The 24,437-nt window shown below is 69.4% G+C and carries 24 protein-coding genes; 12 read left to right on the forward strand and 12 right to left on the reverse strand.

Translation table 11 applies throughout. From position 1 onward, the window contains the following. Positions 1 to 25 precede the first annotated feature (25 nt). Entirely contained in the window at positions 26 to 1,105 is a 1,080-nt protein-coding gene (locus OG787_RS42725) for an NAD(P)/FAD-dependent oxidoreductase (RefSeq protein WP_369033849.1), read from the forward strand. A gap of 298 nt (positions 1,106 to 1,403) precedes the next feature. Here OG787_RS42725 and OG787_RS42730 read toward each other — a convergent pair whose 3' ends face one another. The 11 genes from OG787_RS42730 to OG787_RS42780 form a co-directional block, all read right to left on the reverse strand. Continuing rightward, positions 1,404 to 2,279 (reverse strand): SDR family NAD(P)-dependent oxidoreductase, encoded by an 876-nt coding sequence (locus OG787_RS42730; RefSeq protein ID WP_369033850.1) that lies wholly within the window; start codon positions 2,277 to 2,279, stop codon positions 1,404 to 1,406. Between the two features lie 46 nt (positions 2,280 to 2,325). Beyond that, complete coding sequence (locus OG787_RS42735; RefSeq protein ID WP_369033851.1) at positions 2,326 to 3,381, reverse strand: LLM class flavin-dependent oxidoreductase; 1,056 nt, start codon at positions 3,379 to 3,381, stop codon at positions 2,326 to 2,328. Then, entirely contained in the window at positions 3,378 to 3,899 is a 522-nt protein-coding gene (locus OG787_RS42740) for a flavin reductase family protein (RefSeq protein ID WP_369033852.1), read from the reverse strand. Before OG787_RS42740 ends, OG787_RS42735 begins: the two co-directional genes overlap by 4 nt. A gap of 27 nt (positions 3,900 to 3,926) precedes the next feature. Then, positions 3,927 to 5,030: a phosphotransferase family protein gene (locus tag OG787_RS42745; protein WP_369033853.1), complete on the reverse strand. Its 1,104-nt coding sequence runs from the start codon at positions 5,028 to 5,030 to the stop codon at positions 3,927 to 3,929. A gap of 128 nt (positions 5,031 to 5,158) precedes the next feature. Continuing rightward, a complete protein-coding gene (locus OG787_RS42750; RefSeq protein WP_369033879.1) occupies positions 5,159 to 6,379 on the reverse strand; it encodes a ketosynthase chain-length factor in 1,221 nt (406 codons plus the stop codon). Positions 6,380 to 6,459: 80 nt separating this feature from the next. Continuing rightward, on the reverse strand, positions 6,460 to 7,725 hold the full coding sequence (locus OG787_RS42755) for a beta-ketoacyl-[acyl-carrier-protein] synthase family protein (RefSeq protein ID WP_405538904.1): 1,266 nt from the start codon (positions 7,723 to 7,725) through the stop codon (positions 6,460 to 6,462). A 72-nt stretch (positions 7,726 to 7,797) separates the two neighbouring features. Beyond that, positions 7,798 to 8,643: an NAD(P)H-binding protein gene (locus OG787_RS42760; RefSeq protein WP_369033855.1), complete on the reverse strand. Its 846-nt coding sequence runs from the start codon at positions 8,641 to 8,643 to the stop codon at positions 7,798 to 7,800. Continuing rightward, positions 8,640 to 9,719, reverse strand: a complete 1,080-nt coding sequence (locus OG787_RS42765; protein WP_369033856.1) for an LLM class flavin-dependent oxidoreductase — start codon at positions 9,717 to 9,719, stop codon at positions 8,640 to 8,642. Before OG787_RS42765 ends, OG787_RS42760 begins: the two co-directional genes overlap by 4 nt. A 23-nt stretch (positions 9,720 to 9,742) precedes the next feature. Beyond that, positions 9,743 to 10,048 (reverse strand): antibiotic biosynthesis monooxygenase, encoded by a 306-nt coding sequence (locus OG787_RS42770; RefSeq protein ID WP_369033857.1) that lies wholly within the window; start codon positions 10,046 to 10,048, stop codon positions 9,743 to 9,745. 25 nt (positions 10,049 to 10,073) lie between these two features. Then, positions 10,074 to 11,321 (reverse strand): nuclear transport factor 2 family protein, encoded by a 1,248-nt coding sequence (locus OG787_RS42775; RefSeq protein ID WP_369033858.1) that lies wholly within the window; start codon positions 11,319 to 11,321, stop codon positions 10,074 to 10,076. Next, entirely contained in the window at positions 11,311 to 11,628 is a 318-nt protein-coding gene (locus OG787_RS42780) for an antibiotic biosynthesis monooxygenase (RefSeq protein WP_369033859.1), read from the reverse strand. The genes OG787_RS42775 and OG787_RS42780 overlap by 11 nt, the downstream gene beginning before the upstream one ends. A gap of 210 nt (positions 11,629 to 11,838) precedes the next feature. Here OG787_RS42780 and OG787_RS42785 point away from each other — a divergent pair, with 210 nt between their 5' ends. The 11 genes from OG787_RS42785 to OG787_RS42835 all read left to right on the forward strand — a co-directional run bounded on the left by OG787_RS42785 (position 11,839) and on the right by OG787_RS42835 (position 21,597). Then, positions 11,839 to 12,153: an antibiotic biosynthesis monooxygenase gene (locus tag OG787_RS42785; RefSeq protein ID WP_369033860.1), complete on the forward strand. Its 315-nt coding sequence runs from the start codon at positions 11,839 to 11,841 to the stop codon at positions 12,151 to 12,153. Then, positions 12,150 to 13,073 carry an MBL fold metallo-hydrolase gene (locus OG787_RS42790; protein ID WP_369033861.1) on the forward strand — a complete coding sequence of 308 codons (924 nt, stop codon included), beginning with the start codon at positions 12,150 to 12,152 and terminating at the stop codon, positions 13,071 to 13,073. The genes OG787_RS42785 and OG787_RS42790 overlap by 4 nt, the downstream gene beginning before the upstream one ends. Positions 13,074 to 13,107: 34 nt before the next feature. After that, positions 13,108 to 14,112 carry an MsnO8 family LLM class oxidoreductase gene (locus OG787_RS42795; RefSeq protein ID WP_369033862.1) on the forward strand — a complete coding sequence of 335 codons (1,005 nt, stop codon included), beginning with the start codon at positions 13,108 to 13,110 and terminating at the stop codon, positions 14,110 to 14,112. A gap of 52 nt (positions 14,113 to 14,164) precedes the next feature. Beyond that, entirely contained in the window at positions 14,165 to 15,136 is a 972-nt protein-coding gene (locus OG787_RS42800) for a zinc-binding alcohol dehydrogenase family protein (RefSeq protein WP_369033863.1), read from the forward strand. A gap of 55 nt (positions 15,137 to 15,191) precedes the next feature. Continuing rightward, the gene (locus tag OG787_RS42805; protein ID WP_369033864.1) at positions 15,192 to 15,974 is read left to right on the forward strand and encodes an SDR family NAD(P)-dependent oxidoreductase; all 783 of its coding nucleotides are present in this window, start codon (positions 15,192 to 15,194) and stop codon (positions 15,972 to 15,974) included. Positions 15,975 to 16,013: 39 nt separating this feature from the next. Next, a complete protein-coding gene (locus OG787_RS42810) occupies positions 16,014 to 16,283 on the forward strand; it encodes an acyl carrier protein (protein ID WP_369033865.1) in 270 nt (89 codons plus the stop codon). Between the two features lie 18 nt (positions 16,284 to 16,301). Then, the gene (locus OG787_RS42815; RefSeq protein ID WP_369033866.1) at positions 16,302 to 17,087 is read left to right on the forward strand and encodes an SDR family NAD(P)-dependent oxidoreductase; all 786 of its coding nucleotides are present in this window, start codon (positions 16,302 to 16,304) and stop codon (positions 17,085 to 17,087) included. 60 nt (positions 17,088 to 17,147) lie between these two features. Continuing rightward, a complete protein-coding gene (locus OG787_RS42820) occupies positions 17,148 to 18,092 on the forward strand; it encodes an aromatase/cyclase (RefSeq protein ID WP_369033867.1) in 945 nt (314 codons plus the stop codon). Positions 18,093 to 18,429: 337 nt separating this feature from the next. Then, positions 18,430 to 19,338, forward strand: coding sequence for a BTAD domain-containing putative transcriptional regulator (locus OG787_RS42825; RefSeq protein ID WP_369033868.1), 909 nt, complete (start codon positions 18,430 to 18,432; stop codon positions 19,336 to 19,338). Positions 19,339 to 19,372: 34 nt separating this feature from the next. After that, on the forward strand, positions 19,373 to 20,284 hold the full coding sequence (locus OG787_RS42830; RefSeq protein WP_369033869.1) for an alpha/beta hydrolase: 912 nt from the start codon (positions 19,373 to 19,375) through the stop codon (positions 20,282 to 20,284). After that, positions 20,281 to 21,597, forward strand: a complete 1,317-nt coding sequence (locus OG787_RS42835; RefSeq protein WP_405538907.1) for an MFS transporter — start codon at positions 20,281 to 20,283, stop codon at positions 21,595 to 21,597. Before OG787_RS42830 ends, OG787_RS42835 begins: the two co-directional genes overlap by 4 nt. Here OG787_RS42835 and OG787_RS42840 read toward each other — a convergent pair. Then, on the reverse strand, positions 21,509 to 24,310 hold the full coding sequence (locus tag OG787_RS42840) for an AAA family ATPase (RefSeq protein WP_405538909.1): 2,802 nt from the start codon (positions 24,308 to 24,310) through the stop codon (positions 21,509 to 21,511). The genes OG787_RS42835 and OG787_RS42840 overlap by 89 nt on opposite strands. Between the last annotated feature and the right edge of the window lie 127 nt (positions 24,311 to 24,437).

Genomic DNA, 24,437 nt, shown 5'->3' on the forward strand with positions numbered 1-24,437 from the left:
GGACGAACGCTTCGAGATATTCCCCATGCGCCGGCTGCTGCTGGAGACGGCGCTGCTCACCGCCGCCCTGCGGACCGACGGGGTCACCCTGCGCCAGGCGCGGGTCACCGGCCTGCTGAGCGGCGATGAGCGGACGTCCGGCTCCCCGCACGTCACAGGTGTCGTCATCGACGACGGCACGGAGATCGCGGCCGATCTCGTGGTGGACGCCACCGGGCGGGACAGTCGGCTGCCCACGCTGCTCGGGGCGCTCGGCGGGGAGTCGGTCGTGACGGAGGGGAGCGGCGGCTTCCTGTACTACACGCGTTTCTTCCGGTCGCCGTACGGGATGCTCCCGACGGCCCGCCCCTTCTTCCTGACCCACCACGAGAGCGTCTCCATCATCACCATCCCCGCGGAGTGGGGCACCTGGTCGGTGACGCTGTTCACCTCCGGCCGGGACCAGGAACTGCGCGTGCTGAGCGACAGCGACGTCTGGGACCGGGCGGCCGCGCTCCATCCCCCGATCACCGACTGGCTCGGGGGCGACCCACTGGCCGGGGTGACCGTCATGGGCGGCATCCGCACCAGGCGGCGCGGCCTCCTGCGGGACGGCCGGCCCCTGGTCACGGGGCTGGTGCCGGTGGGCGACGCCTGGGCCACCACCAACCCCCTGTTCGGCCTGGGCATGACGACGGGGTTTCAGCAGGGCGTACTCCTCCGCGACCAGCTGCGCAAGACGGGCACGGACGACCCTGCCGAGTTCTCGCTCTCGTACGGCCGGGCGAACGAGAAGACCTTCGGGCCGATGTGGGACAACGCGGAGGCCTGGGACCGGCACCGGCTCGCCGAGATCGACGGGGAGACGCGGGGCCGGACGTACACCACCGACGACGAGAGCCGGCAGCTGGGCAACACCTTGGACGCCGTCCGGCTGCGCGACCCCCGAGTCCTGCGTGCCGTGTGCGACGTCGCCTGCACATACCTCACCGCCGACGAGGCGTTCGTCCGGTCCGGCCTGATCGAACGCGTCGTACAACTGGGAGCAGGCCTCCCGCGCTACACCGAACCCGGCCCGACTCGCACCGAACTGCTGACGGCGCTGGGCATGCCCAGAAAGCGCTGAGCACGACAGCGCGGCCGGACCAGTACGGTCCGGCCGTGCTGTCGTGCTCCGGTGAACAGTGCGGCGCTCGTGGCCTCCAGCCACGGGCCGTCGGGCTTCACGCGCCGGTCGCGGCGCCGCTCCGACGACGTCATCGACGCCCTCGGGCCAGGGGCAGCCGGAGCCGGACGGAGAACGCGCGGTGCCGTGGCGGGCGCCCGGGCCTGGTCTCCCTGGCCCGGGCGCCCGCCACGACAGGTCCGTCCGTCCTCCTCGCCACGGTTTGCCTCTCACCCGGTCGGTACTGGGGTGCTTCACCTCACCACCGCAGGCCCCCGCTCACCTCCAGCACATGCCCGTTGACATAGCGGCTGTCGGAGCTGGCCAGGAACACCGCCGCGTCCGCCACCTCCTCCGGCTTCCCCATGCGGCCCATGGCGAGCTTGGCCTCGTAGTGGGGCCAGATCTTCTTGTTGCGGGGCAGCAGGCTGCCCATGCCGGAGTCGATGAGGCCCGGGGAGAGACAGTTGACGGTGATGTCGCGGGGGGCGAGTTCGGCGGCGCAGACGCGGGTGAACGCCTCGACGGCGGCCTTCGAGGAGCTGTAGACCGCTGCCCCGGGCGTCACCTGCCCGGCCAGGACGGAGGACATGGTGATGAGCCGGGCGTGCTCGCTGCGCTCCAGGTAGGGCACGGCGGCCTGGACGCAGCGGAAGACGCCGGTGAGGTTGGTGCCGATCACCTCGTCCCACGCCTCCTCCGGCAGAGTGGCGGCGGGGCCCGGGCGGCTCACCCCCGCGTTGGCCACGACGATGTCGACGCCGCCCAGGTGGAGGTCGGCGTACTCCATGAGGGCGTCGACGGAGGCACGGTCCTGGACGTCGACGGAGTGGAAGAGGTATTTGCCCGGCCCGATGGACATCTCCCACTCCGCGTGATCGGCGTTGCGGGCCGCCGCGACCACGTCGCAGCCCTCCCGGATGAACGCCTGGGTGATGGCCCGGCCGAGCCCCTTCGTCCCGCCGGTCACTACGGCCTTCCGGCCGGCCAGCCTTGTTGTGGGCACGCCGCCCCCTTCTTCGTCGTAGGCGAATCCGATTCCCGGTTCCGGTGCGGGCTCGTACAGCAGGCCCCGCTCGACGAGGCCCTGCACCAGGCCCCAGTGGACGAGGTCGCCCAGTCCGAGTGCTCTCATGACGGCCTCCTGGTGAGAACTCGCGAGAACCCGTGAGAGGCCGTGCTCATGCGAAGCGGGGCAGCACGTGCTCCGCGAAGAGTTCGAGGGTGCGGACGGACTCCTCGAACGGCATGTTCCCGGAGACGATCTGGAGACTGATGGTGGTCTCGCCGTAGAGGTCGCGGATGAGTTCCACGCGGTCCGCGACCTCCTGCGGATCGCCCACGAGCACCTTGTTGTCCCGCAGTTGCTTGCCGAAGTCACCGCTGTTGACCCGGGCCACGATCCGCTCGTAGCCCGCGTAGTCGGCGCTGCGGTTGTGCTGCCAGGAGGACACGGCCGTGGCGAGCAGGCTGTTGGTGCGCTCCGAGTAGACCTGGCCGAGGCGGTGCGCCTTGTCACGGTCCTCGGCGAGATAGCAGTTGTAGCTGAAGTGGATGTCCTCGTCGGTCGACGCGAGGCCGGCCGCCGTCCGGGTGTCCCGGTAGCGGGCGAGCATCTCCTGGAGCTTCTCCTGCTTGTTGATCGACGGGACCATCATCACGCCGTGACCGGCCGCGCCCGCCGCCTCGCCGGACTCGGGGGTGATGGCCGTCGCCACCAGGACCCGGGGGTGCGGGGACTGGAACGGGCGGGGCAGCAGGGTCACCGGGCCGAAGGAGTGGAAGCGGCCCTCGAACGTGGTCTCCTCCTCGGTCCACAGCCGCAGGCAGGCATCCACGCCCTCGTTGAAGCGGGCCCGGCTCTCGTCCATCGGAATCTGGTACGCCCAGAACTCCTCGGGCAGAAAGCCCCGGCCGAAGCCGACATCGAGGCGGCCGTGCGACAGGTGGTCCAGCATGGCGAGCTTGCCGGCCAGTTTGACCGGGTGGCTGAACGCGGGAAGCACCGCACCGGTGATCAGCCGCACCCGGGTGGTGCGGGCGGCCGCCGCCGCGAGGAAGGTGACCGGGTCGGGGCTGTAGCCGCCGTACGCGGAGAAGTAGTGCTCGACGGTTTTGACATGGTGGAAGCCGAGCTGCTCGGCGCGTTCGGCGAGCGCCAGGCAGTCGTCGAAGAACTGCACCCCGCTCTTGTCCTCGGGGCCGACGGTGGGGAAGAGATTGATGCCGAATTTCACGACGCGTTCCTCTCGGGAAGGAGCTTCAGGTACGAACGGCGGTGGTAGAGCAGGGCGCCCTTGTCGTGGACCTCGCCGCCGAGGACGCGGCCGAGCAGGATCCAGTGGTCCCCCGCCTCGATCCGGGACTCGGCGGCGCACTCCAGATAGGCGACGGAGTCGGCGAACAGGATCGGCGAGCCTGCCGCCCGCGACGACGTGCGGTGCTGGACTCCCGCGAACTTGTCCGCGCTCTTCGTCGCGAACTGCCGGGAGACCTGCTCGGAGCCCTCGGAGAGGAAGTTGACGACGAATCCGTTCGCCTGCTGGAGCGCGGGGAGGGTCTGGGAGGACTTGTCGACGCAGATCAGCAGCAGCGGCGGGTCCATGGACACCGCGCAGACGGCGCTGCTGGTCAGTCCTCTGGGCGTGCCCTGGGCGTCGGTGGTGGTGATGACGGCGACAGAGGTGGGGAGGGAGGCGAAGGCGTCGCGGAAGAGGGAAGCGTCGACAACGCCGGTGGTGGTGCCGGTGGGCATGGCGCCCTCCTTCGGTCTGGTACGGGGTCAGCGGTCCGATGAAGTGGTGGACGGGGTCGGGGACCGTTCCGCCAGCACCGTCTCCAGCAGCCGGGTCGCGTTGCGGTGCAGGGGAATCTCCGGGCCGGGCGGGATACGGCCGTGGGTGCTGAGCAGTGCGGTCACCCGGGCGGTGATCAGGCAGAACCGGAACGCCGCGAACACTTCGTAGTACTCCAGGTGCCGCAGCCGCGTACCGGTGAGCCGCTCGTAGTGGCGGACCGTCTCCGCGCGGCCGGGCAGTCCCGTGAGCCGGGGGACCCCGATGCCTTCGCTGAGGTGCCGGTCGAGGTGGAGGAACCAGGCGAGGTCGCTCTCGGCCGGGCCCGTCTCGGCCATGTCCCAGTCCAGCACCGCGACCGGGGACAGACCCTGGAAGATGAGGTTGCCCAGCCGGGCGTCCCCCCACAGCAGCCGCGCGGGTCCGGACTCCGGCGGCCGGTGGGCGCGCAGCCAGGCCAGGGCGCGGCGGGCGGCGGGCGGCTCGTGGGGAGCGTAGAAAGCGAAGTGGCTCTCGTAGTGGTCGAGTTGTCTGAGCAGGTACGGCCGTGAGTCCCCCGCCGTGAGGAAGTCCAGGCCGAGCGCGGCCGGGTCCAGGGCGTGCAGCCGGGCCAGGACGCCGAGGCCGGCCGACCAGAGGGCACGGCGCTCCGTCGGGGCGAGATCCGCGATCCAGCCCGACCGGTGGTAGGAGGGCACGTCGGCGGGGACCCGCCCGTCCACTCTCTCCATGATCATGAACGGCGCGCCGAGAACCGCCGGGTCCTCCTCGTGCCAGAGCACGGGCGGCACCGGGAGGTCCGTGTCGGCGGCCAGGATGCGCTGGAGGCGTACCTGGGCGGCGAAGCGGCTGTCGGGGTGCACCTGGTGGCGGGTGGGCGCCACGCGCAGGATCGCCACATGGGTGCGAGCGGCCCCCTGTGCGTCCCGCCAGGTCGGCCGGATCGTCAGCGTCTCGTTGGTGAAGCCGGAACCGGTGGGTACGTCCAGACCGGACACGGCGACGTCGGTGGCGTCGGGGAGGCGTGCGGCGAACCAGACCGCGAGTCGTTCCGAAGTGGTCCCCGCGTCGCGTTGAAGGGGGACAGGCATGTGGACTCCCGTCGGAGAAAAGGCGTGAAGGGGTGAGGGAGCGGGGGAGCGCCAGGGCTGTGCGGGATGCCGCGCACGCGCCGTACGCCGTACGACATGTCAGGGCGCCGGCGGCGTGAGCGGCCCGCTCAGCCCGTCGGCCCGCGCAGCACCATCGCCGAGTTGAAGCCCCCGTACCCCCGTGCCAGCACCAGCGCGGTCCGCAGTGCCGCCCGCCGGGGCTGTGCGACGACCAGGTCGAGCTGATAGGGCGCGGGGACGTCGGCGGTGTGCACGGTCGGGGGGATCACGCCCTCGCGCAGCGCCATGAACGCCCACGCGAGGTCGAGGGAGCCGCCGCCGGCGTACAGGCGTCCGGTCATGGTCTTCGGCACGGTGACGGGCACCCCGAACGGTCCGAAGAGCGTGCGCAGGACCTCGGCCTCGGCCCGGTCCAGTTCGGGTACGCCGGCCCCGTCGGCGAAGACGACGTCGACGTCCCCGGCGGACAGGCCCGCGTCGGCCAGGGCGTTCTCGGCGGCGCGGCGCAGCCCGGGTTCCCCGCCTGTGCCGGGCCGGGGGTCGAAGGTGGCGGCGTATCCGCTGACCGTGCCGTAGGGCGTGGCGCCCCGGGCGCGGGCCGCGGCGGCGTCCTCCAGGATCAGCAGGGCACCGCCCTCGCCGGGGACATAGCCGGTGGCGTCCCGGTCGAAGGGCAGATACGCGCGCCGGGGGTCACTGCGGACGCTGATCCGCCGCGTGGCGAGCTGGCCCGTCCAGCCCCATGGGCACAGTGAGCCGTCCACCCCGCCGGAGACCAGGAGGGTGACGCCGGACCGCAGCTGTCGGCGGGCCTGGGCCACGGCGTCGATGCCGCCGGCCTGTTCGGAGACGAGGACGCCGCTGGGGCCGCGGAGGCCGTGCCGGATGGAGATCTGGCCGGTGTTGACAGCGTAGAACCAGGCGAAGGACTGGTAAGCGCTGACGTGCGAACCGCCGTCGCGCCACAGGGCCTGGAGTTCGCGCTGGCCGAACTCGAAGCCGCCGGCGGAACTGGCGGTGATCACCCCGGCCGCGTACTCGGGCAGTGCGGCCGGATCCACTCCGCTGTCGGCCAGCGCCTCCTCGGCGGCGACCAGGGCGAGCCGGGTCATGTGGTCGGTCTGCGGCATCAGCCGGCTCGGGATGCGCTCGGCGGCGTCGAAGTCCGGCACCTCCCCGGCGAGCTGGGCGGGGTATCCGGCCGGGTCGAACCGCCGGACGGGGGCGATCCCGCTGACGGCGCCGAGACTGGCCCGCCACCAGCGTTCACGGCCGAGGCCGTTGGGCGCGGTGACACCGAGGCCGGTGACCACGGCCTCGGCCGGCACCGGGCGGGCGGCGGTCGGGGACGTGCCGGTCTCCGGCCCCGGACGGGAGGCCGTCCGCCGGGTGCCGGCCGTTGCCCTGCTCACGCCGCCTCCGTGGGCCGGGCCAGGACCATCGCGCTCTGGAAGCCCCCGAACCCGCTCCCCACCGTGAGGACGGTGTCGATGCGGCGCTCGCGAGCCGTCAGCGGCGTGTAGTCGAGGTCGCACTCCGGATCGGGCTCGTGCAGGTTCGCCGTGGGAGGCACCAGGCCGTTCTCGATGGCCAGGACGGAGGCCGCGATCTCCAGGGAGCCGATGGCACCCAGGGAGTGGCCGATCATCGACTTGATGGAGCTGACCGGGGTGGCGTAGGCGTGTGTGCCGAGGGCGCGTTTGAAGGCGGCGGTCTCGTGGCGGTCGTTCTGTTTGGTGCCGGACCCGTGGGCGTTGATGTAGTCGACGGCTGTCGGGGCGGTGTGGGCTTCGTTCAGGGCCAGTCGTATCGCCTCGGCCATCTCCTTGCCGTCGGGCCGCAACCCGGTCATGTGGTAGGCGTTGCAGCGCGAGGCGAAGCCGGTGATCTCGGCGTGGATGTGCGCGCCGCGGGCCAGCGCGTGCTCCAGGGACTCGATGACGAAGAAGGCGCAGCCCTCGCCCAGGACGAAGCCGTTGCGGCTGCGGTCGAAGGGACGAGAGGCGTGCTCGGGGTCGTCGTTGCGGGAGGAGGTCGCCTTGATCGCGTCGAAGCAGGCCACGGTGATGGGGGAGATGGGTGCCTCGGTGGAGCCGGCGACCATGACATCGGCCGAGCCTTCGCGGATCAGGGAGACGGCGTGTCCCACCGAGTCCAGGCCGGAGGTGCAGCCGGTGGAGACGACGGTGACCGGGCCCTGCGCCCCGACGTCCCACGCGACCTCGGCGGAGATGGAGCTGGGGACCATGTGGTCGTAGAGGTGGGGGACGGCGTAGGTGTGGTCGACGTTCCACCGCTCGCCGCCGTTGCTGACCACGCTGTACTCGGTGTCGAGACTCATGGTGCAGCCCACAGCGGTGCCGACGGTCACCCCGGTGCGGCAGGGGTCCAGCCGGTCGCTCTCCAGGCCGCTCTCGGCGACCGCCTCGCGGGCGGCGACCAGGGCGAACTGGGTGGCGCGGTCGAGGCGCCGGACCTCCTGCGGAGTGAGTCCGTGGGCCGACGCGTCGAAGTCGCACTCGGCCGCGATCCTGGAGCGGAAGGCCGACGCGTCGAACAGCGAGATGGTCCGAGTGGCGGTGCGCCCTTCGGAGATGAGCTGCCAGAAGGACTTGGAACCGATGCCCCGCGGGGCCACGACCCCGATGCCGGTGATCACCGCGCGGTGGCTCATCCGATGCTCCTGCAGTGCGTCATGTGCATGTCGTCGCTTCCCTTCTTACGGTGGACTGGTCGCCCGGAGGAGTCAGCGGAAGTCGGCCGAGTGCTCGGCGGCCCACTGGGCGAAGGTGCGGGCGGGGGCACCGGTGACACGGAGCACGGTGTCCTCGACGGGGGCCGGGCGGTCCACGCCGGCGGCGAGATAGGACAGGACGGTGTCCGCGAACTCCGGCGGCATGGCGGCGAGCAGTGCCTCGCGCGCCGCGTCGGGCGGTACCTCCTCGTACCGTACGGACCGCCCCACGGCGGCCCCGACGATTTCCGCCTGCCGGCGCTGGGTGAGCGACTCGGGACCCGTGACCACGTACCTCCGGCCGGTGTGACCGGAGCCGGTCAGGGCCGCTGCCGCCACCGCCGCCACGTCGGCCTCGTGCGCGGGCGCGGCCTCGGAGCGGGCGTAGGGACCGCGCACGACGCCGGTACGGACCTGTGCGGCCCAGTTCAGCGCGCTGGTGGCCAGGCTGCCCACCCGGACGAAGGTGCAGGGCAGGCCCGAGGCGGCGACCACCTCCTCGACCCGGGCGTGGTGCGCGGCAATGGGATTGGCGGGCGGCCGCCCGTCGATGACCGACGCCGAGGACAGCACGGTCAGATGGCTGACGCCCGCGTCCCGCGCGGCGGCGGTGAACGCCTCGATGCCGCGGGGTTCGCAGTACAGGAAGACCTTGTCGACGCCTTCCAGGGCGGGCGCGAAGGTGTGCGGCCCGGCGAGGTCGAGCGGCACCACCTCCGTTCCGTCCGGCAGGCCCTTGACCGCCGCCGGGGTCCGGCTGCCCGCCCGCACCCGGGCACCGCGCTCCGTCAGCGCGCGGACGACGTGCCGGGCGAGGGTGCCGCCGGCCCCGGTGACCAGGATCAGCACAGCGCTCACCGACCGTCCGTGAACCCGGGCGCGACATGCTCGGCGAAGAGCCGGAGGCCGCGCTCGACGTCCGCCCGGGGCACGTGCCCGGAGTGCACGGACAGCCCGATCGCGATGTCGTCGCCGTACCAGTCGGTGATCTCGGCGAGCTGGCCGCGGACGTCGTCCGGAGTACCGGCGAGAACCTTGTTCTCCTTCACCCTCTCGTCGAAGGCGGCGCCGTTGCCGACCGCGGCGGCGGCCATCCGGTCGTAGCCCGGGTACTGGTCGCTCTTGACGGTGGCCCAGGCACTGACGGCGGCGGCCATCTTCTCGCTCATCCTCCGCTCCACGTACTCGCCCTGCCGGTACGCGGCCTCCCGGTCCTCGTCGACGAAACACGGGAAGGTGAGGTCGATGCGCTCAGTGCCGGCGCGGTGTCCGGCGCCGGCCCAGGCCCGGCGGTAGACGCTCAGGGCTTCCTGGACCTTCTCCCGGGTGGCGACCGAGGCGATGAGCTGGAGGTGGTGGCCCTGCTCACCGGCCGTGCGGCAGGAGTCGAGGTTGCCGGTGCTGGCCACGAAGACCGGGGGATGGGGCTGCTGGGCGGGCTTCGGCAGCATGGTGACCGGGCCGAACTGGTGGAACGTGCCGTTCCATTCCAGGTCGTCCTCGGTCCACAGCCGGACGCAGGCCTCGACGCCCTCCTCGAAGCGGGCCCGGCTCTCGTCGAGGGGAATGCCGAAAGCGGTGAACTCGTCGGGCAGGAAGGCCCGGCCGAAGCCCACGTCGAGCCGGCCGCCGGAGATGTTGTCCAGCATGGCCAACTGACCGGACAGCTTGACGGGGTGGGTGAACGCGGGAATGACGGCTCCGGTCGCGATCCGCAGCCTGCTGGTGCGGGCGGCGACCGCCGCGAGGAAGGTGGTCGGGTCAGGGCTGTAGCCGCCGTAGTCGAAGAAGTAGTGCTCGACCAGTTTGACCTGGAAGTAGCCGAGTTCGTCGGCGAGTTCGGCGATGTGCAGGCCGTCGTCGTAGTACTGGGTGGGCGTGACCTCGCCGTTCGCTCCGCCCACGGTCGGGAAGAACACGATGCCGAATTTCATGGGATTGCTGCCCTCCCGGCGGTTCAGGCCGCCGACTCGTCGAATTCCAGCTCGACCTCGTACAGGGCCGGGCGTACCTCGGTGATGGCGATGACCTCGGGGAAGAAGGCGGTGTGCGCGTCCATCTTCATGAAGTTCTGGTATTCCTCGACGTTCTCCCAGCGGGCCACGTTGAAGTAGCGGGTGGGGTCGCCCTGGTCGCGGACGAAGGTGTGGTCGATGTAGCCGGGATGGTCCAGGGCCAGGTCGGACACCTTGTCGAAGAGGGCCTCGAACCGCTCGGCCGTGGTGCCGGGACGCAGCGTGAACGTGTTGACCATGACGAGCATGGGGGTGCCTCCGGTCGGGGTGGTGTCAGCGGACGTTGTCGTGGGAGACCAGGCGGTGGCGCACCTTCAGCCCCTGGGAGGTGCGGACCAGGACGTCGTCGACGGCGGTGCTCAGATAGAGCTGGGGGGCGCCGTCCTTGACCGTGGAGTAGATCGCTGCGTAGTAGCGGGTGGTCACGGTCTTGTCGTCGGACGACACCACGTCCACCATGCCCAGCCAGTGCCGGCGCTGAAGGCCCTCGCCGAAGATGCGGTCGAGGCCGGTGCGCATCCGCTCGCGGATCTGGTCGCGGCCGATCCAGGGCTCGGGCCGGGCGTTCTGCACGAACTGGCCGTCCTCGGTGAAGGTGTCGGCCCAGCGTTCGGCCTCGCCGGAGTCGAGCAGGTGTGCCTGGCGGGCGTAGAACTGCACCACCTCGGTGTAGAGCACCGGGTCCGTGCCACCGCCGACCTGTTGTGCGACGTGCTGAACCGCCATGGTGGCCTCCGCCTCCAGAGTCGTACGAACCTTGTCCTTGACGCTGTCGATCGAGGTGCCCTCGTCCGCGTGGGCGGCGAGGACCGCGTGCCGACGGGCGGTCAGCCTGACGCCTGCGGCGGTGGGTACGAGTTCCAGGACCGAGGTGCTGACGGCCAGCGACGGGTCGGCGGCGAAATGCCGTTCGACGATGCGCCGGCCGGGGACACCGACCCGCACTGTCGTGTCGCCCGGGTCCGACGAGACGAGGCGCTTGTACAAGTCCTCGGCGGACAGCGGCAGTTCGGCGGAACTGTCGGCCGTCACCACGAGTCCGCCGGTGAGATGGTCCTGTTCGGCCGCGTCCCGCAGATGGCCGAGTTCGAGGTCGCTGTTGCGGTCGATCAGCGCGTCGAGGCCGGCCTGGAAGGACTCGTCGACGAGCTGATAGGCGTGGGTGAGGACGATCCGTGAGTGGTCCGCGTCGAGCGGTTCGATGCTCCACTCGCCGCTCAACGAGGCCATGGGGGGCGCGGACCTCTCCTGACGGAAGGTCATGGACCGGGTTTTCGGGTCCAGTTCGACCAGCGACACCCAGGTCTTCACCTCGGCGTCGGCGCCCTCGGGCGCGCGCCAGATCTGGACGCGCGGTTCGTCGCCCTCCGTGCCGAGCGGCTCGATGTGCACGGTCCCGGGAAAGAAACGGGACCACTGGGCGAAGTCGCTCAGGATGCCGAAGACGACGTCCGCGGGAGCCCGTACGACGACATCGTGCTCGGCGCGATGGACCGGCGGTACTCCCGGCTCAACCGGCATGGGAGCCCGTCAGGGTGGAGTGCTTGACCGACAGGACGGTGGTGCTGGTGTCGGAGATGTGCCGGGCGGCCTCGCCCAGCTTGCCGATCACGTCCTGGAACTCCGGCTGGGCCCCCATGCGCTGGACCGACTCGTTGTTCTCCCAGTAACTGACGGCGACCCGGGTGAGCGGGTCGTCGAGCGAGCGCACCAGCAGGTGCTTCAGGTAGCCGGGCTGAGCACGGAAGAATTCCGAGGTCTTCTCGAAGACGTCCAGAAATCCGTCGGACTCCGATTCCAGTCGGAATTCGCTGATCAGGACAACCATTTTCTGCACCTCTCGACATAGTGGAATTCGAGTGCGGCCAACACTAAAAGCCGCAGCCTCGAAGCATGCTCGGAGAGTGCTCGGAAGGCGGTCGCGAGAGTTATCCGAGGATATCTCCGAGCGGTTTCCGAGCGTGAGCCGAGGAGCGGGATTCCATACTTTCCGCAGTGCATCACACCGAATTCAAATCGCCAGACAAGGACGGTTGGCATGACTGCGATCTTCGCGAACACCCTCACGCTGAAGGACCCGGAGAACCAGGAAGCCGCCAAGGACCTGGAAGAGACCATCACCGAGGCCGGCGCCTTCATGCAGCGCCAGCCCGGGTTCCGTTCCTTCCGGCTGGTCCGCTCCCCGAAGACCCCGGAGAGCTACCTGATCTACGCCGAATGGGACGACGTCCAGGTGCTGGAGGCCGCCATCGCCCAGCCGGACGTACGGACCCGGGCCGCCCACGTCCGTGAGCTGACGCAGGGCGCGCCGAAGATCTACGAGGTGGTCACCCAGGCGGACCTGCCCGCGTGACCGCACCCGGCACATCCCTGCGACCGCGGGTGACGGAGGTCGCCGACCGGGTCTTCGCCTTCGTCCAGCCCAACGGCGGCTGGTGCCTGAGCAACGCCGGCATCGTCGTGGGCGGCGACCGGGTCTGTGTGGTCGATACGGCCGCGACCGAGGCCAGAACCCGCGCGCTGCACACCGAGGTCGGCCGGCTGAGCCCCGTGCCGCCGAGTTTCCTCGTGAACACCCATCACCACGGGGACCACACCTTCGGCAACTCCTTCTTCCCTGCGCGGACAACCGTCGTCTCCCACGACCTCGCACGGACCGAGATGGCGGAGAAGCAGCTCTCGATGTGCCAGGTGTGGCCGGAGGTCGACTGGGGGAACCTCGAACTACGCCTCCCCGACCTCACGTTCTCCGACCGGCTCAGCCTGTATCTCGGCGAACAGACCGCCGAGCTGCTGTACGTGGGACCGGCGCACTCCACCAACGACGTCGTGGTCTGGCTGCCGGACCGCAAGTGCCTGTTCGCCGGCGACGTCCTGCTGTCCGGCTGCACCCCGTTCATCCTCATGGGATCGCTGGCGGGCAGCCTGCAGGCGGTGGCCAGGCTGCGCACCCTCGGCGCCGAGACCATCGTGTGCGGGCACGGCCCGGTGTGCGGACCCGAGGTCTTCGACGTCACCGAACGGTATCTGCTGTGGATACGGCGGCTGGCCCGGGACGGCATCGCGGCCGGCCTCGATCCGCTGACCGTGGCGCGGGAGACCCCGCTCGGGGAACACGCCGCACTCGTCGACCCGGAACGACTGGTCGCCAATCTGCACCGGGCCTACGCGGAGGAACGCGGCGCCTGGCCCGGCGAACACATCGCCTCGGGGCCGGTGTTCCGCGAGATGACCGCCTACAACGGCGGCCGTCCACTGCGCTGCCTGGCCTGAATCCCCGCTCACCGAGCAATGAGAGGAACACGTTGTGAAACTGTCGGTGGTCGAGCAGGCCCCCGTGGTGGAAGGACTCACCCCGGCCCACTCGCTGCAGCACAGCATAGAACTGGCCCGACTGGCGGACCGGCTGGGGTACGAGCGCTTCTGGGTCGCCGAACACCATGCCGAGATCTTCAACGCCGTACCCGCCCCGGAGATCCTCATCGCACGGATCGCGGCGGAGACCTCCGGGATACGGGTCGGCTCGGGCGGGGTGCTGCTGTCGCTGTACAGCCCGCTGAAGGTGGCCGAGGTGTTCCGCACCCTGCACGCCCTCTACCCGGACCGGATCGACCTGGGCATCGGCCGCGCCAACCGGGTCAAACCGCCGGTGTTCGCGGCGCTGCGGGACGACACGGCCGGCAAGGAGCCGTCCTCGGACGACCTGTGGCGCCGGCTGGAGCAGCTGCGCGCCTATCTGAACCCGGACAGCGGGCTCCCGTTCACCGTCTCGCCCCGGATGCCCGGCGGGCCGGCGCTGTGGCTGCTCGGGGCGAGCGTGTCCAGCGCCGAGGCGGCGGCCCGGCTCGGACTGCCCTACGCCTACGCGCACTTCATCACGCCCCAGTTCACCCGGGAAGCGATGGACACCTACCGGGCCGCCTTCGTACCGGGACCGGACACCCCCTCGCCCCGGCCCATCCTGTCGGTGGTCGTGTGCTGCGCGGAGACCGACGCCGAGGCCCAACGGGTGTACGCCACCCACCGGTTGTTCCACCGCCGCATGTCCCAGGGGGACGTACGGCTGCTGCCGCCGGCCGATCTCGCCGTGGCGGAGATGGACAAGCCGGGCCCCGACCCGCTGGCGGAGGAATCCTTCGAGTGGCCGCGCTATGTCGTCGGCTCACCGGACCGGGTCCGCGACCAGCTGACCAAGATGGCCGACGCCACGGGCGCCGAGGAGCTGGGCGTCGTGTCGATGATCCACGACCAGCGCGACCGGCTGCGCTCCTACCGGCTGCTCGCCGAGGCGTTCGAGCTGACCCCCCGGTGACCCCTGACGTCCAGGGCGGGGCGCCAGGTCCTCCCCACAGAAAGGAAACCCCGTGCGTGTCATCCGGTACCACTCCTACGGCGACCCCGACGTACTGACGATCGAGGATGCCGAAGTCCCCGAACCAGGACCGGCCGAGGTGCTCATCAAGGCCGAGGCGATCGGGGTGAACTTCGTCGAGACACAGCGGCGGCGCGGCACGGCGCCGTTCCCCACCCCGCTTCCCAACGCCCCGCACGGCGATGTCGTGGGCAGGGTGGTGGCGGCCGGAGCCGAGGTGACCAGCGTCGCGGTCGGCGACCGGGTGGCCGCGCCCGTCGCCGGAGAGGCGTACGCCGACTACGCCGTCAGCGACGCCACCTTCCTCTTTCCGATCCCGGAGGACCTCGGCCTCGCCGAGGCGAGCGTCCTGGCCTCGCCCGCACAGACCGCGCTGTGCAGCCTCAAGACCGGGCAGATCAAGCCCGGCGACACCGTGCTGGTGCACGCCGCGTCCGGCTCCATCGGCCATCTGTCGCTGCAACTGGCCAAGGTCCTGGGCGCGGGAACGGTCATCGGCACGGCGGGCTCGGCGCGCAAGCTCGACTTCGCCCGTGAGTACGGGGCCGACGTGGCGGTCGACTACTCGGCCCCCGACTGGGCCGACCAGGTGCGCGTGGCCACCGAGGGGCGCGGCGTCGACGTGATCGTCGACAGCGTCGGCGGCGACGTCCTGCGCCAGGGCATCGGACTGCTGGCGCCCTTCGGCCGGCTGGTGTTCTACGGCGCGGCCAGCGGCGACATACCGAAGATCTCCCCCATGGAGCTGATCGGCCTCCAGTTCCTGACCGGGTCCAGCCTGTGGGCATGGTGGCAGCACCGGCCCGACGAGGTCAGGGCAGGGCTCGACCAGATGGTCGGACTGCTCGCCTCGGGCGGACTGCGGGTTTCCCTCGGCACCACGCTGCCGTTCACCGAGGCGGCCAAGGCGCACCAGCTGATCGAGGAGCGCGGTCACGTCGGGCGCATCCTGCTCATCCCATGAATCTGCCCCGCCGGACGACGGGGGAGCCCACACATGTCCGAGGAGTCATCACACCATGGATCTGCACCTGACAGGAAAGACCGCTGTCGTGACCGGCGGAAGCCGAGGCATCGGACTGGCCATCGCACAGGGGCTGGCCGATGAGGGCGTACGGGTGGTCTGCGGGGCCCGTACTCCCGCCGACTTACCAGAAGGCAGCGGCATCCTCACCCTGGAGGTGGACCTGTCGACCCCGGAAGGGCCGCAGCAGCTCGCCGACTACGCCCTGGAACACCTCGGCGGCATCGACGTGCTGGTCAACAACGTCGGTGGCGGCCTCATCCCGGACCGGCCCTTCCCGGAGATCGACGACAAGTTCTGGTACGACGCGCTCAAGGTCACTTTCCTCAGCACAGTGCGGGCGACACGGGCGATGCTGCCGGGACTGCTGAAGCGCCGCGGCAGCATCATCCACATCGGGTCGATCGCCGCCCACACCCCAGACCCCGGGCACATGCCGTACAGCGCCGCGAAGAGCGCGGCGCTCAACTTCACCGCCGGCCTGGCGAAGCAGTACGCGGGCCAGGGGCTGCGGGTCAACACCATCGCGCCCGGTGTCGTCAACACCGGTCTGTGGCGTTCGCCCGGCGGGGCCGGGGAGCGGCTGGCGAAAGATCTGGGCATTCCACTGGAGGACGTCATCAAGGAAATACCGAAGCTGGCCGGAATTCCCACCGGACGGGTCACGGAACAGGAGGAGATCGCCGCGCTCGCGCTGCTGCTCGCCTCCGATCTGGTGCCCAACATCACCGGCGCGGAATTCGTTGTGGACGGCGCCCTGACGTCCGCTCGCACATGACGGACGGGTAATCGAAGAGACGGCTCAGGAGGGAACAGAATGGACAAGCAAGTGTTCAATATCGACGACCTGAAGCGGATTCTTCTCGAAGGGGCCGGAGAACCGGAAGGCCCAGGGGTGGAGGCGACGACGGTCGATCTCGAATTCCAGGAACTCGGCTACGACTCGCTGGCGGTCCTGGAGACCTGCACCCGGATCGAGCGCGAGTTCGGCGTCTCCCTGGACGAGGAGGTGCTGGGCCAGGCCCGCACCCCGCGTGTGCTGGTCGACGTCGTCAACAGGCATTTGTCCATAGCGAATCTGGCATGAGCGAGCCGGGAGTACACCATGGCTGATCAGGACAGGCGGGTGGCCGTCGTCACCGGGGCGACGAGCGGTATCGGGCTCGCCGTCACCAGGAGTCTGGCGCGCGAGGGCTACCGCGTCTACTTCTGCGCGCGTACCGAAGACTCAGTGACCACCACGGTCAAGAGCCTGCGTGAGGAAGGGCTGGAGGTCGACGGCAGCGCGTGCGACGTGCGGTCCGGCGCGGACGTACGCGCGTTCGTGGCCGGCGCCGTCGAGCGGTTCGGTGCGGTGGACACGCTGGTGAACAACGCCGGACGCAGCGGCGGAGGGGTGACCGCGGGGATCTCCGACGAGTTGTGGGCCGATGTGATGGACACCAACCTGAACAGCGTGTTCCGGATGACGCGGGAGGTGTTGACCGTCGGCGGCATGCTGGACCGGGCGCGGGGGCGAGTGGTCAACGTTGCTTCCACCGCGGGGAAACAGGGGGTCGTCCTCGGCGCCCCCTACTCTGCCTCCAAGCACGGCGTCGTGGGTTTCACCAAGGCACTCGGCAACGAGCTGGCCCCTACCGGCATCACCGTCAACGCGGTCTGCCCGGGCTATGTCGAGACGCCCATGGCGGAGCGGGTCCGTCGGGGATACGCGGACGCGTGGAACACCTCGGAGGAGACGATCCTGGAGAAGTTCCAGGCCAAGATCCCGCTGGGCCGCTACTCGACGCCCGAGGAGGTGGCCGGCCTGGTGACCTATCTGAGTTCCGACACCGCCGCCTCGATCACGGCCCAGGCCATCAACGTCTGCGGCGGCCTGGGCAACTTCTGAGCCGACCGCGTCGCAGAGGAACGCCGTACAGAGATGTCGTACAGGAATGGAGACGACCGGATGAGCGAATCGGCATCACGCGAGGTCGAGCACGAGATCACGATCAAGGCTCCGGCGAACACGGTGTACGGGCTGATCGAGGACGTGACGAACTGGCCTCATGTCTTCCCGCCCACCATCCACGTGGAACGGCTCGAATCCGAGGGGCGGTCGGAGCGGATACGGATCTGGGCCACCGCCCGTGGCGAGGCGAAGACCTGGACCTCCCGCCGGGAACTGGATCCGGAGGCCCTGCGCATCACCTTCCGCCAGGAGCAGTCCGCGCCGCCGGTCGCCTCGATGGGGGGCACCTGGATCATCGAGCCGCAGTCCGCGGACACCTGCCGGGTCCGCCTGCTGCACGACTACCGCGCGCTCGGCGACTCCGCCGAAGGACTGGCCTGGATCGACGAAGCGGTCGACCGCAACAGCCGTTCCGAGCTGGCCGCCCTGCGCGACAGCGCGGAACGGGCCGGCCACTCCGGTGAGCTGCTCCTGAGCTTCGACGACACCGTGTACATCGACGGTTCGGCCGAGGACGTCTACGACTTCCTCAACGCGGCGGACCGCTGGCGGGAGCGGTTGCCGCACGTCGACCGCGTGGAACTGCGTGAGGACGACCCCGGACTTCAAGTGCTCACCATGGACACACTGACCAAGGACGGCTCCAAACACACGACGGAGTCGGTCCGCGTCTGCTTCCCGCACTCACGGATCGTTTACAAGCAGACCCGGGTGCCCGCGCTGATGACCGTGCACACGGGCCAGTGGCGCCTGGTGGAGGGAGCCGGCGCGCTGGCCGTGACCTCGCGGCACACCGTGGTGCTCAATCCGGAAACGATCCGTCAGGTGCTCGGCGAGACGGCAGGAGTGGCGGACGCCAGGAAATATGTTCGTAGCGCTTTGAGCACAAACAGCCTGGCCACGCTCGGACACGCCAAGGAATATGCTGAAGGCAAAGCCTGAAAGGGGCGCCCCGTAATACGCACCTGTTACGGGGCGCGCCGGCGTACAGATTTACGCTCCAGATTCGGCCACTCGACCTAAAATTACAGCCAAGGTAGCTGTCCGCCCTGGAGTGCATAGTGGAAAGAGCTGGAAATCAACGGCAAAGAAGGGCACGAGCAAATTGTACTCTTCGCCCCATTTGTTGTAATAGTTGACCGATTTGCCCCCCTGCCCCACACCTATCGAACCCCTCCCGCTGTCGTGTGACGAATTACGTGCGAATTATTCACCATGATCGATGTAGGGGTTGGCCGCCCGCCCGGTCACCCCTAGTGTCACTGCCACAGCTTGCCCGTTGAACGACAGAGGAGGCGGCTATGCGGATCCTGCCGCCCGAAAGGTGTTGGCGCTGGTGAACGTGAAAATACTCGGGTCGTTCGAAATCAGCGTGCAGGGGAACTCCATCGTTCCATCCGCACCGAAACTCCGGCAAATACTTGCCCTGCTGGCGATACGATCGAACTCCGTAGTGGCCGTCTCCGACTTCGTCGACGAGATATGGGGAGGCGCACCGCCCCGAAGCCTTTCCACCACCCTTCAGACCTACATTCTTCAGATCCGGAAGATCCTCAAGTGCGAGGGTGAGGCCGAGGGCGATGGGGAAGCAGGGGAAAACGGGCTGCAAAGCTCGATAATCACCCATCCGGGGGGCTATCTTCTCCAGACTCCGGAGTCGACCAAGAAAGACTTCGAAGATTTCAATGAATCCGTTGAAAAAGGTCATCGGGAGATGCTGTTCGGCCACTACACGGAAGCGGTGCGCACACTCTCCGACGCGCTCTCCCTGTGGCGTGGCTCGGCCCTGGTCGACGTCCACCGCGGCTCCCTGCTCGACAGTTGCGCCGTGCGGCTGGAAGAGGCCCGGCTGTCCGCGCGGATCCTGCGCACGGACGCCTGCCTCGGACAGGGCTGCGACCTTCAGCTTCTCCCCGAACTGAATTCCCTGGTCGGGCTGCATCCGCTCAACGAGAAGCTGCAGTACCAGCGGATGCTGGCGCTGTACCGGTCCGGGCAGGTGGCCGAATCGCTCCAGAGTTACCGGAATTTCTACTCCGCCGTGAAGGAGCAGGTCGGCATCGAGCCGTCCCCCCAGCTCCAGGAGCTTCAGAGAGCCATCTTCGACTCCTTACCGGTCCTGTCGGAGCCGTCCCCTTCCGCGGAGACACACAAGGTCATCTCAGGGAGCATCCGACGCAGCCCGTGACCTCCTGACGGCACGCCACACGAGGAGAATCCCCATGGCCTCACCGGCTCGTGAGTCGGCCACCGACGTCCGGCGGATCACGCTCGACGCCGACGGCATCACTCTGTCCGCCCTGCTGAGCGAGCCCGTCGAAGCGCCGCCCCGCGCCGTCGTCGTAGCACTGCACGGCGGCGGCATGAACGCCGACTACTTCACCGGCCCGGCCCACCCGTCGCTGTCGCTGCTGTCGCTGGGGGCCGCTCTCGGGCTCACCGTGCTCGCCGTGGACCGGCCCGGCTACCGGGCCTCCGCGGCCCGACTGCCGGCCGGCCTGGGCGTGAGCGAACAGGCCGGGCTCCTGCGGGCGGCGCTGGACGACTTCGCCGCCCGGTACGAGACCGGGGCCGGATTCTTTCTCCTGGCACACTCCTACGGTGGCAAGGTCGCGCTCGTCGCCGCCGCCGAGCACCCGCCGCAGCGGCTGATCGGCCTGGACATCTCGGGCTGCGGGTACGCCTACGCGATCGACCCCGGCCAGGTGTCGAAAGCGCTGGAACGCGGCTGGGTCCCGAAAAGCTGGGGCCCACTGCGTCTCTACCCGCCCGGGACGTTCGGCGCCGGGCGCAGGCTCGTCGAACCCATGCCCCACGCCGAACGCGCGGAGCTGACGCGCTGGCCCGGACTCTTCCGGGCCACCGCGCCCGGCGTCGAGGCGCCGGTGCGACTGACCTTCGCCGAACACGAGGCGTTCTGGCGGCATGACGACGTGGCGCTGGCAGATCTGACCGCCTGGTTCACCGCCGCCCGGCACATCACCGTCGACCGGCAGTCGGGTGCCGGCCACAACATCAGCCTGGGCTGGGCGGCCCGTTCGTACCATCTGCGGGCCATCGCCTTCCTGGAGAGCTGTCTCGTCCCGCACGAGGCGCTGCCCGCGGCCCACGCCGGCCCGGACCCCCGGCCATGAGCGGCGGCCGGCCGCGCCGGAACATCGACCGGGGCATCTTCCGGTCCCTGGCCGTCAGGAACTTCCGGCTGTTCGTGACCGGGCAGGTGCTGTCGGTGTCCGGCACCTGGATGATGGTCGTCGCCCAGGACTGGCTCGTCCTCTCGCTGACCGGAGACTCCGGCCTGGCCCTGGGGTTCGTCACCGCGGCCCAGTTCGGCCCGCTGCTGCTGTTCACACTTCACGGCGGAAAGCTCGCGGACCGGTATGACAAACGCAGGCTGCTCGGACTGTGCAACGCCGCCTCCGCCGTCGGGTCGCTGTGGCTCGCGGTGATGGTGTTCACCGGTGCCGTGCGGCTGTGGCAGGTGTTCGCCTTCGCGTTCTTCCTGGGCGTCGTCAACTCGGTCGAGGTTCCGACCAGGATGTCGTTCGTCGGGGAAATGGTCGGGCCCGGGCTGTTGCCGAACGCGTCCGCGCTCAGCGCCGCGTACTTCAATCTCGCCCGCGTCGTCGGCCCCGCGCTGGCCGGTCTGGTCATCTCCGCGTTCGGGGTCGGGCCCGTCATGGCCTTCAACGCGGCGAGCTACACCACCGTCCTGGTCTGTCTGCGGCTCATGCGGCCGGCCGAACTACGGATTCCGGTGACGGGACAGCGCGGTGGGATCAGGGACGGCCTGCGCCATGTGCGGGACCGGCCCGACCTTGTGACGCCGCTGCTGCTGGTCCTCTTCGTGAGCGTCTTCGCGCTGAACTTCCAGCTCACGCTGCCGCTGCTGGCGAAGAACGTGTTCCACACGGACGCCCGGTCGTTCGGTCTCCTCACCGCGGCGTTCTCGTTCGGCTCCCTGTGCGCGGCGCTCGTCACCGCCAGCCGGACCGGACGCCCGTCGAACCGTACCGTCGTCGTGTCGGCGGCGGTCCTCGGGCTGCTGGAGATCGCTGCGGGCGGGGCGCCCGGATTCCCGGCCGCCGTCGTCCTGCTGGCGGCGACCGGGTGTGCGTCCGTCTACTTCGGCCAGGCCGCCAACCATCGCGTCCAGTTGGGTACGGAGCCGGGCTACCGGGGTCGGGTGCTCGCCCTCTACACGCTGATCATGCAGGGATCCACCACCGTGGGAGCAGTGATCACGGGGTGGATCATCGCATCCCTCGGCGTGCGGGCGAGCCTGTGCCTGGGCGGTCTTGTCGCTCTGCTCGCGGCTGTGTCGGCGAGTGCCCGGGAACGCTCCCGGGCTGCGGGTGTCACCGAAGCAGCCCGTCCGACGGAATCGGGACCGCCGTCACCAGATCTTCCCTGCGCTTCAGACCGAGCTTCCGGTAGATCTTCGTAAGGTGCTGCTCGACGGTGCTCACCGTGATGGAGAGCCGGATCGCCACCTCTCGGTTGCTGTGCCCGATGCCGGCCAGCCATGCCACCCGCCGTTCGGCCGAGCTGAGCAGGTCGGCACCGCTGACGGAGGGCTTGGCCGACGTGTCGGGCCGCTGCCGGCGATCGTCCGGCGCCTCGCCCGGGTCGTCGTCGGCGGCGAGGTCCGCCGGCGACGAGGCCATGACCGCGTCAGCCGGTCCGCTGGCCACCACGGCCCGCAGGAGTGGTTCGAACCCGGCGAACCCGGCGATGCTCCAGGCCCGGCGATTGAGCACCCGGCCCGCCTTCGGAAGGTCGAGGGCGTAGTGGGTACGCCCCAACTCGTACAGGCAGATGGCGAGTTCGACCCGATGCACGCCCCCTTCCAGCAGACCGACCGCGTCGCGAAGGAGGTCCGCCCGGGACTCGACCGGGCGGGCGAGCGCGAGCACCCGCAGGGCTATCGCCTTCGCCCAGGTGTCGCCCGAGGTGGCGATGACCTCTTTCGCAGTACGTGTCGCCTCCTTCTCCCGGCCCAGGAGGAGATACGCCTGCGCGGACCTGGACCGCCAGGGGCAGGTGGACACGGAAGGAATCGCCAGGCGATTTTCGATCTCACCGCACGCGAGAAAATCCCCCAGTGCGGAATAAGGCATCCTGATGGCCAGTCGATACATTCCGCGAGAATACAAGTACAGGCGGCCCAGCTCCGATTCGTAGAACTTCACGGGCACGGGTATGCGCAGGGTCGATTTCACTTCTTCGAACTTGCCCTGTTGTACCTGGGAAAGGATCAGAACACTCAGTGGAAGACCCACGTAGATGCCCCAGCTGGAGGGCTGGGAGAGCGCGCTGAGGGCATCTTTTTCCGCCTTGGCCGGATTTCCGCCGGTCAGTGCGCTGACCGCCTGTGAGCAGTGCAGCATCATGCGCCGGAACGGGCTCATACGTGCGGAGGCGTCTTTCTCCAGGCCGTCGAGGCAGGGCATTTCCGGTAGCACCAGGCAGATGTGGTTCAAAAGCCTCGTGGTGAAGAACCCGACATCGGTGATCCAGTTCGCCTGGTCGGCGTCCAGGAAGTAGGAGCGGACCGTCTGCTTCCACACTTTGAAAGCCCGTGGCGTTCTGCCCATGTCGGCATCGACGACCGCCGCCGTCGCATCGCCCAACCACAGAGCGGCGGATGTGGTGGCGTGCTCCGGGCCGGCCGGGGAAGGATCCGGTGCTGTCGCCTGCCCGGGTGCCGCTTGCGGCCTCCCCACCAGGCTGAGGTGCCTGTCCAGTTCCCCGCGGTCCGGGTCGCTCAACAGGCCCAGCAGCTGGTCGGCCTCCGTCTGCCGCCCGGTCCAGGCGAGCATCGCAGAGACCGATATGACACTGCGGCCGGACAGTCGCCCGCCCTGGGCGAGCGACACCAGTTCGGGGAGGTGGCTCAGGGCCGCATGGGCGTCCACCCGCCACTTGGCGCAGACGGTTTCCATCAGGACCTCCGGCTGTTCGCCGGGGTCGCACGGAGATGTGCGCGCCAGGTCCAGACAGTTCACTGCCTCGTGCCACTCGCCATGGACCTGTGCCTGTCGCGCGGCCTCCCGCAGTACAGCCGTCTCCCAGGACTCCGTCGTGACTCCGGCGGCGAGAATGTACTCGGCTACCTCGCGTGCGGACGCGCCTCGTTGATGCAGCAGCCGCGCCGCCGACCGATGGAAGTCCACGCGCTCCCTGAAAGCGGGGTCCTCCAGGATCACGGCACGGATCGCCGGGTGCCTGAAAGCACCGTCCGAGGCCAGCCCGATCGCCTCGATCAGCTCAACGGCGTCCGCTGTCTCGGTCGGCTCGACCCCGCTCAGGGCGCTCAACAGCGCGACCGGCACACCACCGCCGAGGACCGCCATGGCTCGGGCGACCCCTTCGAGATTGGCCACATAGCTGTTGCAGACCAACAGCTTCACCACCTCCCGGAAGCCCTGTCCCTGGTCCAGCCCCTGCTCCGGCGAATGTCCCGACCCCGGCAGAGCCTTCATGCCCTGGGCGACAGCCGCCAGCAGGCGCGCGTTCCCCCCGGTCAGCTCCATGGCTTCCTTCACATGAGCCGGCGTGGGGCGACTCCCCGTCACCTTCCGGATCAGCTTGGCCGCTTCGCGGGACGTGAAAAGCGACAGTTCCAGGGACAGCAGGGAGGGGTTGTTCTTCATGAGGTCGAACCGGAAGTCCCGAAGCTGCCTCGAATCGGCGGGATAACAGCCGGAGAGAATCAGGAAGACGGGAAGTCGCTGCAGTCGGTACAGCAGAGAACGCAGCACCCAGAGTGAGGGTGCGTCGGCGAGGTACAGGTCGTCCACGATGAGGACGGTGGGAGACGTTCCGTCGATCCGCCGGAGCGACTCCTCTATCTGGGCGTACATCCTGGATGCCAGGGAATGGCACGGCCCGCAGAGCTGTGTCACCTCTCCGCCACAGCAGTGCGTGGCCTCCAACAGGCGTTCCGCGTCCGCGTTCCGCGCGATCTCGTCGTCGAACAGCCTTTTGATCAGTCCCAGCGGTACATCCCGCTCCGTCAGCACCCCGGCGACTTCGCGAACCACTGTTCCGGCGTCACGTGCCTCCCGTGCGAACCGTTCGAGCGAGACGGTCTTTCCCACCCCGAGTGCACCGTGTACCGCCGCAACTCCACCACCGTCTTCGAGCGACGTCCGCATGAATTCCCAAAGCGTGGATGTCACTTCACTCTGACTTGCCACCGAAGTACTCCGGTTTCCTCACCGTTCCGAACAGGTCAGGAAACGCCCACAGTTCACCGTGTTCGTTTCCTGACCACCTCCTACC

It is taken from the genome of Streptomyces sp. NBC_00075, assembly GCF_045041225.1.
Taxonomy (GTDB): Bacteria; Actinomycetota; Actinomycetes; order Streptomycetales; family Streptomycetaceae; genus Streptomyces; species Streptomyces adonidis.

Coding starts and splice junctions, on each gene's coding strand:
- OG787_RS42815 (WP_369033866.1), top strand. CDS start 16,302: ATGGCTGATCAGGACAGGCGGGTGGCCGTCGTCACCGGGGCGACGAGC.
- OG787_RS42770 (WP_369033857.1), bottom strand. CDS start 10,048: ATGCTCGTCATGGTCAACACGTTCACGCTGCGTCCCGGCACCACGGCC.
- OG787_RS42755 (WP_405538904.1), bottom strand. CDS start 7,725: ATGAGCCACCGCGCGGTGATCACCGGCATCGGGGTCGTGGCCCCGCGG.
- OG787_RS42810 (WP_369033865.1), top strand. CDS start 16,014: ATGGACAAGCAAGTGTTCAATATCGACGACCTGAAGCGGATTCTTCTC.
- OG787_RS42835 (WP_405538907.1), top strand. CDS start 20,281: ATGAGCGGCGGCCGGCCGCGCCGGAACATCGACCGGGGCATCTTCCGG.
- OG787_RS42805 (WP_369033864.1), top strand. CDS start 15,192: ATGGATCTGCACCTGACAGGAAAGACCGCTGTCGTGACCGGCGGAAGC.
- OG787_RS42785 (WP_369033860.1), top strand. CDS start 11,839: ATGACTGCGATCTTCGCGAACACCCTCACGCTGAAGGACCCGGAGAAC.
- OG787_RS42745 (WP_369033853.1), bottom strand. CDS start 5,030: ATGCCTGTCCCCCTTCAACGCGACGCGGGGACCACTTCGGAACGACTC.
- OG787_RS42740 (WP_369033852.1), bottom strand. CDS start 3,899: ATGCCCACCGGCACCACCACCGGCGTTGTCGACGCTTCCCTCTTCCGC.
- OG787_RS42830 (WP_369033869.1), top strand. CDS start 19,373: ATGGCCTCACCGGCTCGTGAGTCGGCCACCGACGTCCGGCGGATCACG.
- OG787_RS42840 (WP_405538909.1), bottom strand. CDS start 24,310: ATGCGGACGTCGCTCGAAGACGGTGGTGGAGTTGCGGCGGTACACGGT.
- OG787_RS42820 (WP_369033867.1), top strand. CDS start 17,148: ATGAGCGAATCGGCATCACGCGAGGTCGAGCACGAGATCACGATCAAG.
- OG787_RS42725 (WP_369033849.1), top strand. CDS start 26: ATGCGCCGGCTGCTGCTGGAGACGGCGCTGCTCACCGCCGCCCTGCGG.
- OG787_RS42780 (WP_369033859.1), bottom strand. CDS start 11,628: ATGGTTGTCCTGATCAGCGAATTCCGACTGGAATCGGAGTCCGACGGA.
- OG787_RS42775 (WP_369033858.1), bottom strand. CDS start 11,321: ATGCCGGTTGAGCCGGGAGTACCGCCGGTCCATCGCGCCGAGCACGAT.
- OG787_RS42730 (WP_369033850.1), bottom strand. CDS start 2,279: ATGAGAGCACTCGGACTGGGCGACCTCGTCCACTGGGGCCTGGTGCAG.
- OG787_RS42765 (WP_369033856.1), bottom strand. CDS start 9,719: ATGAAATTCGGCATCGTGTTCTTCCCGACCGTGGGCGGAGCGAACGGC.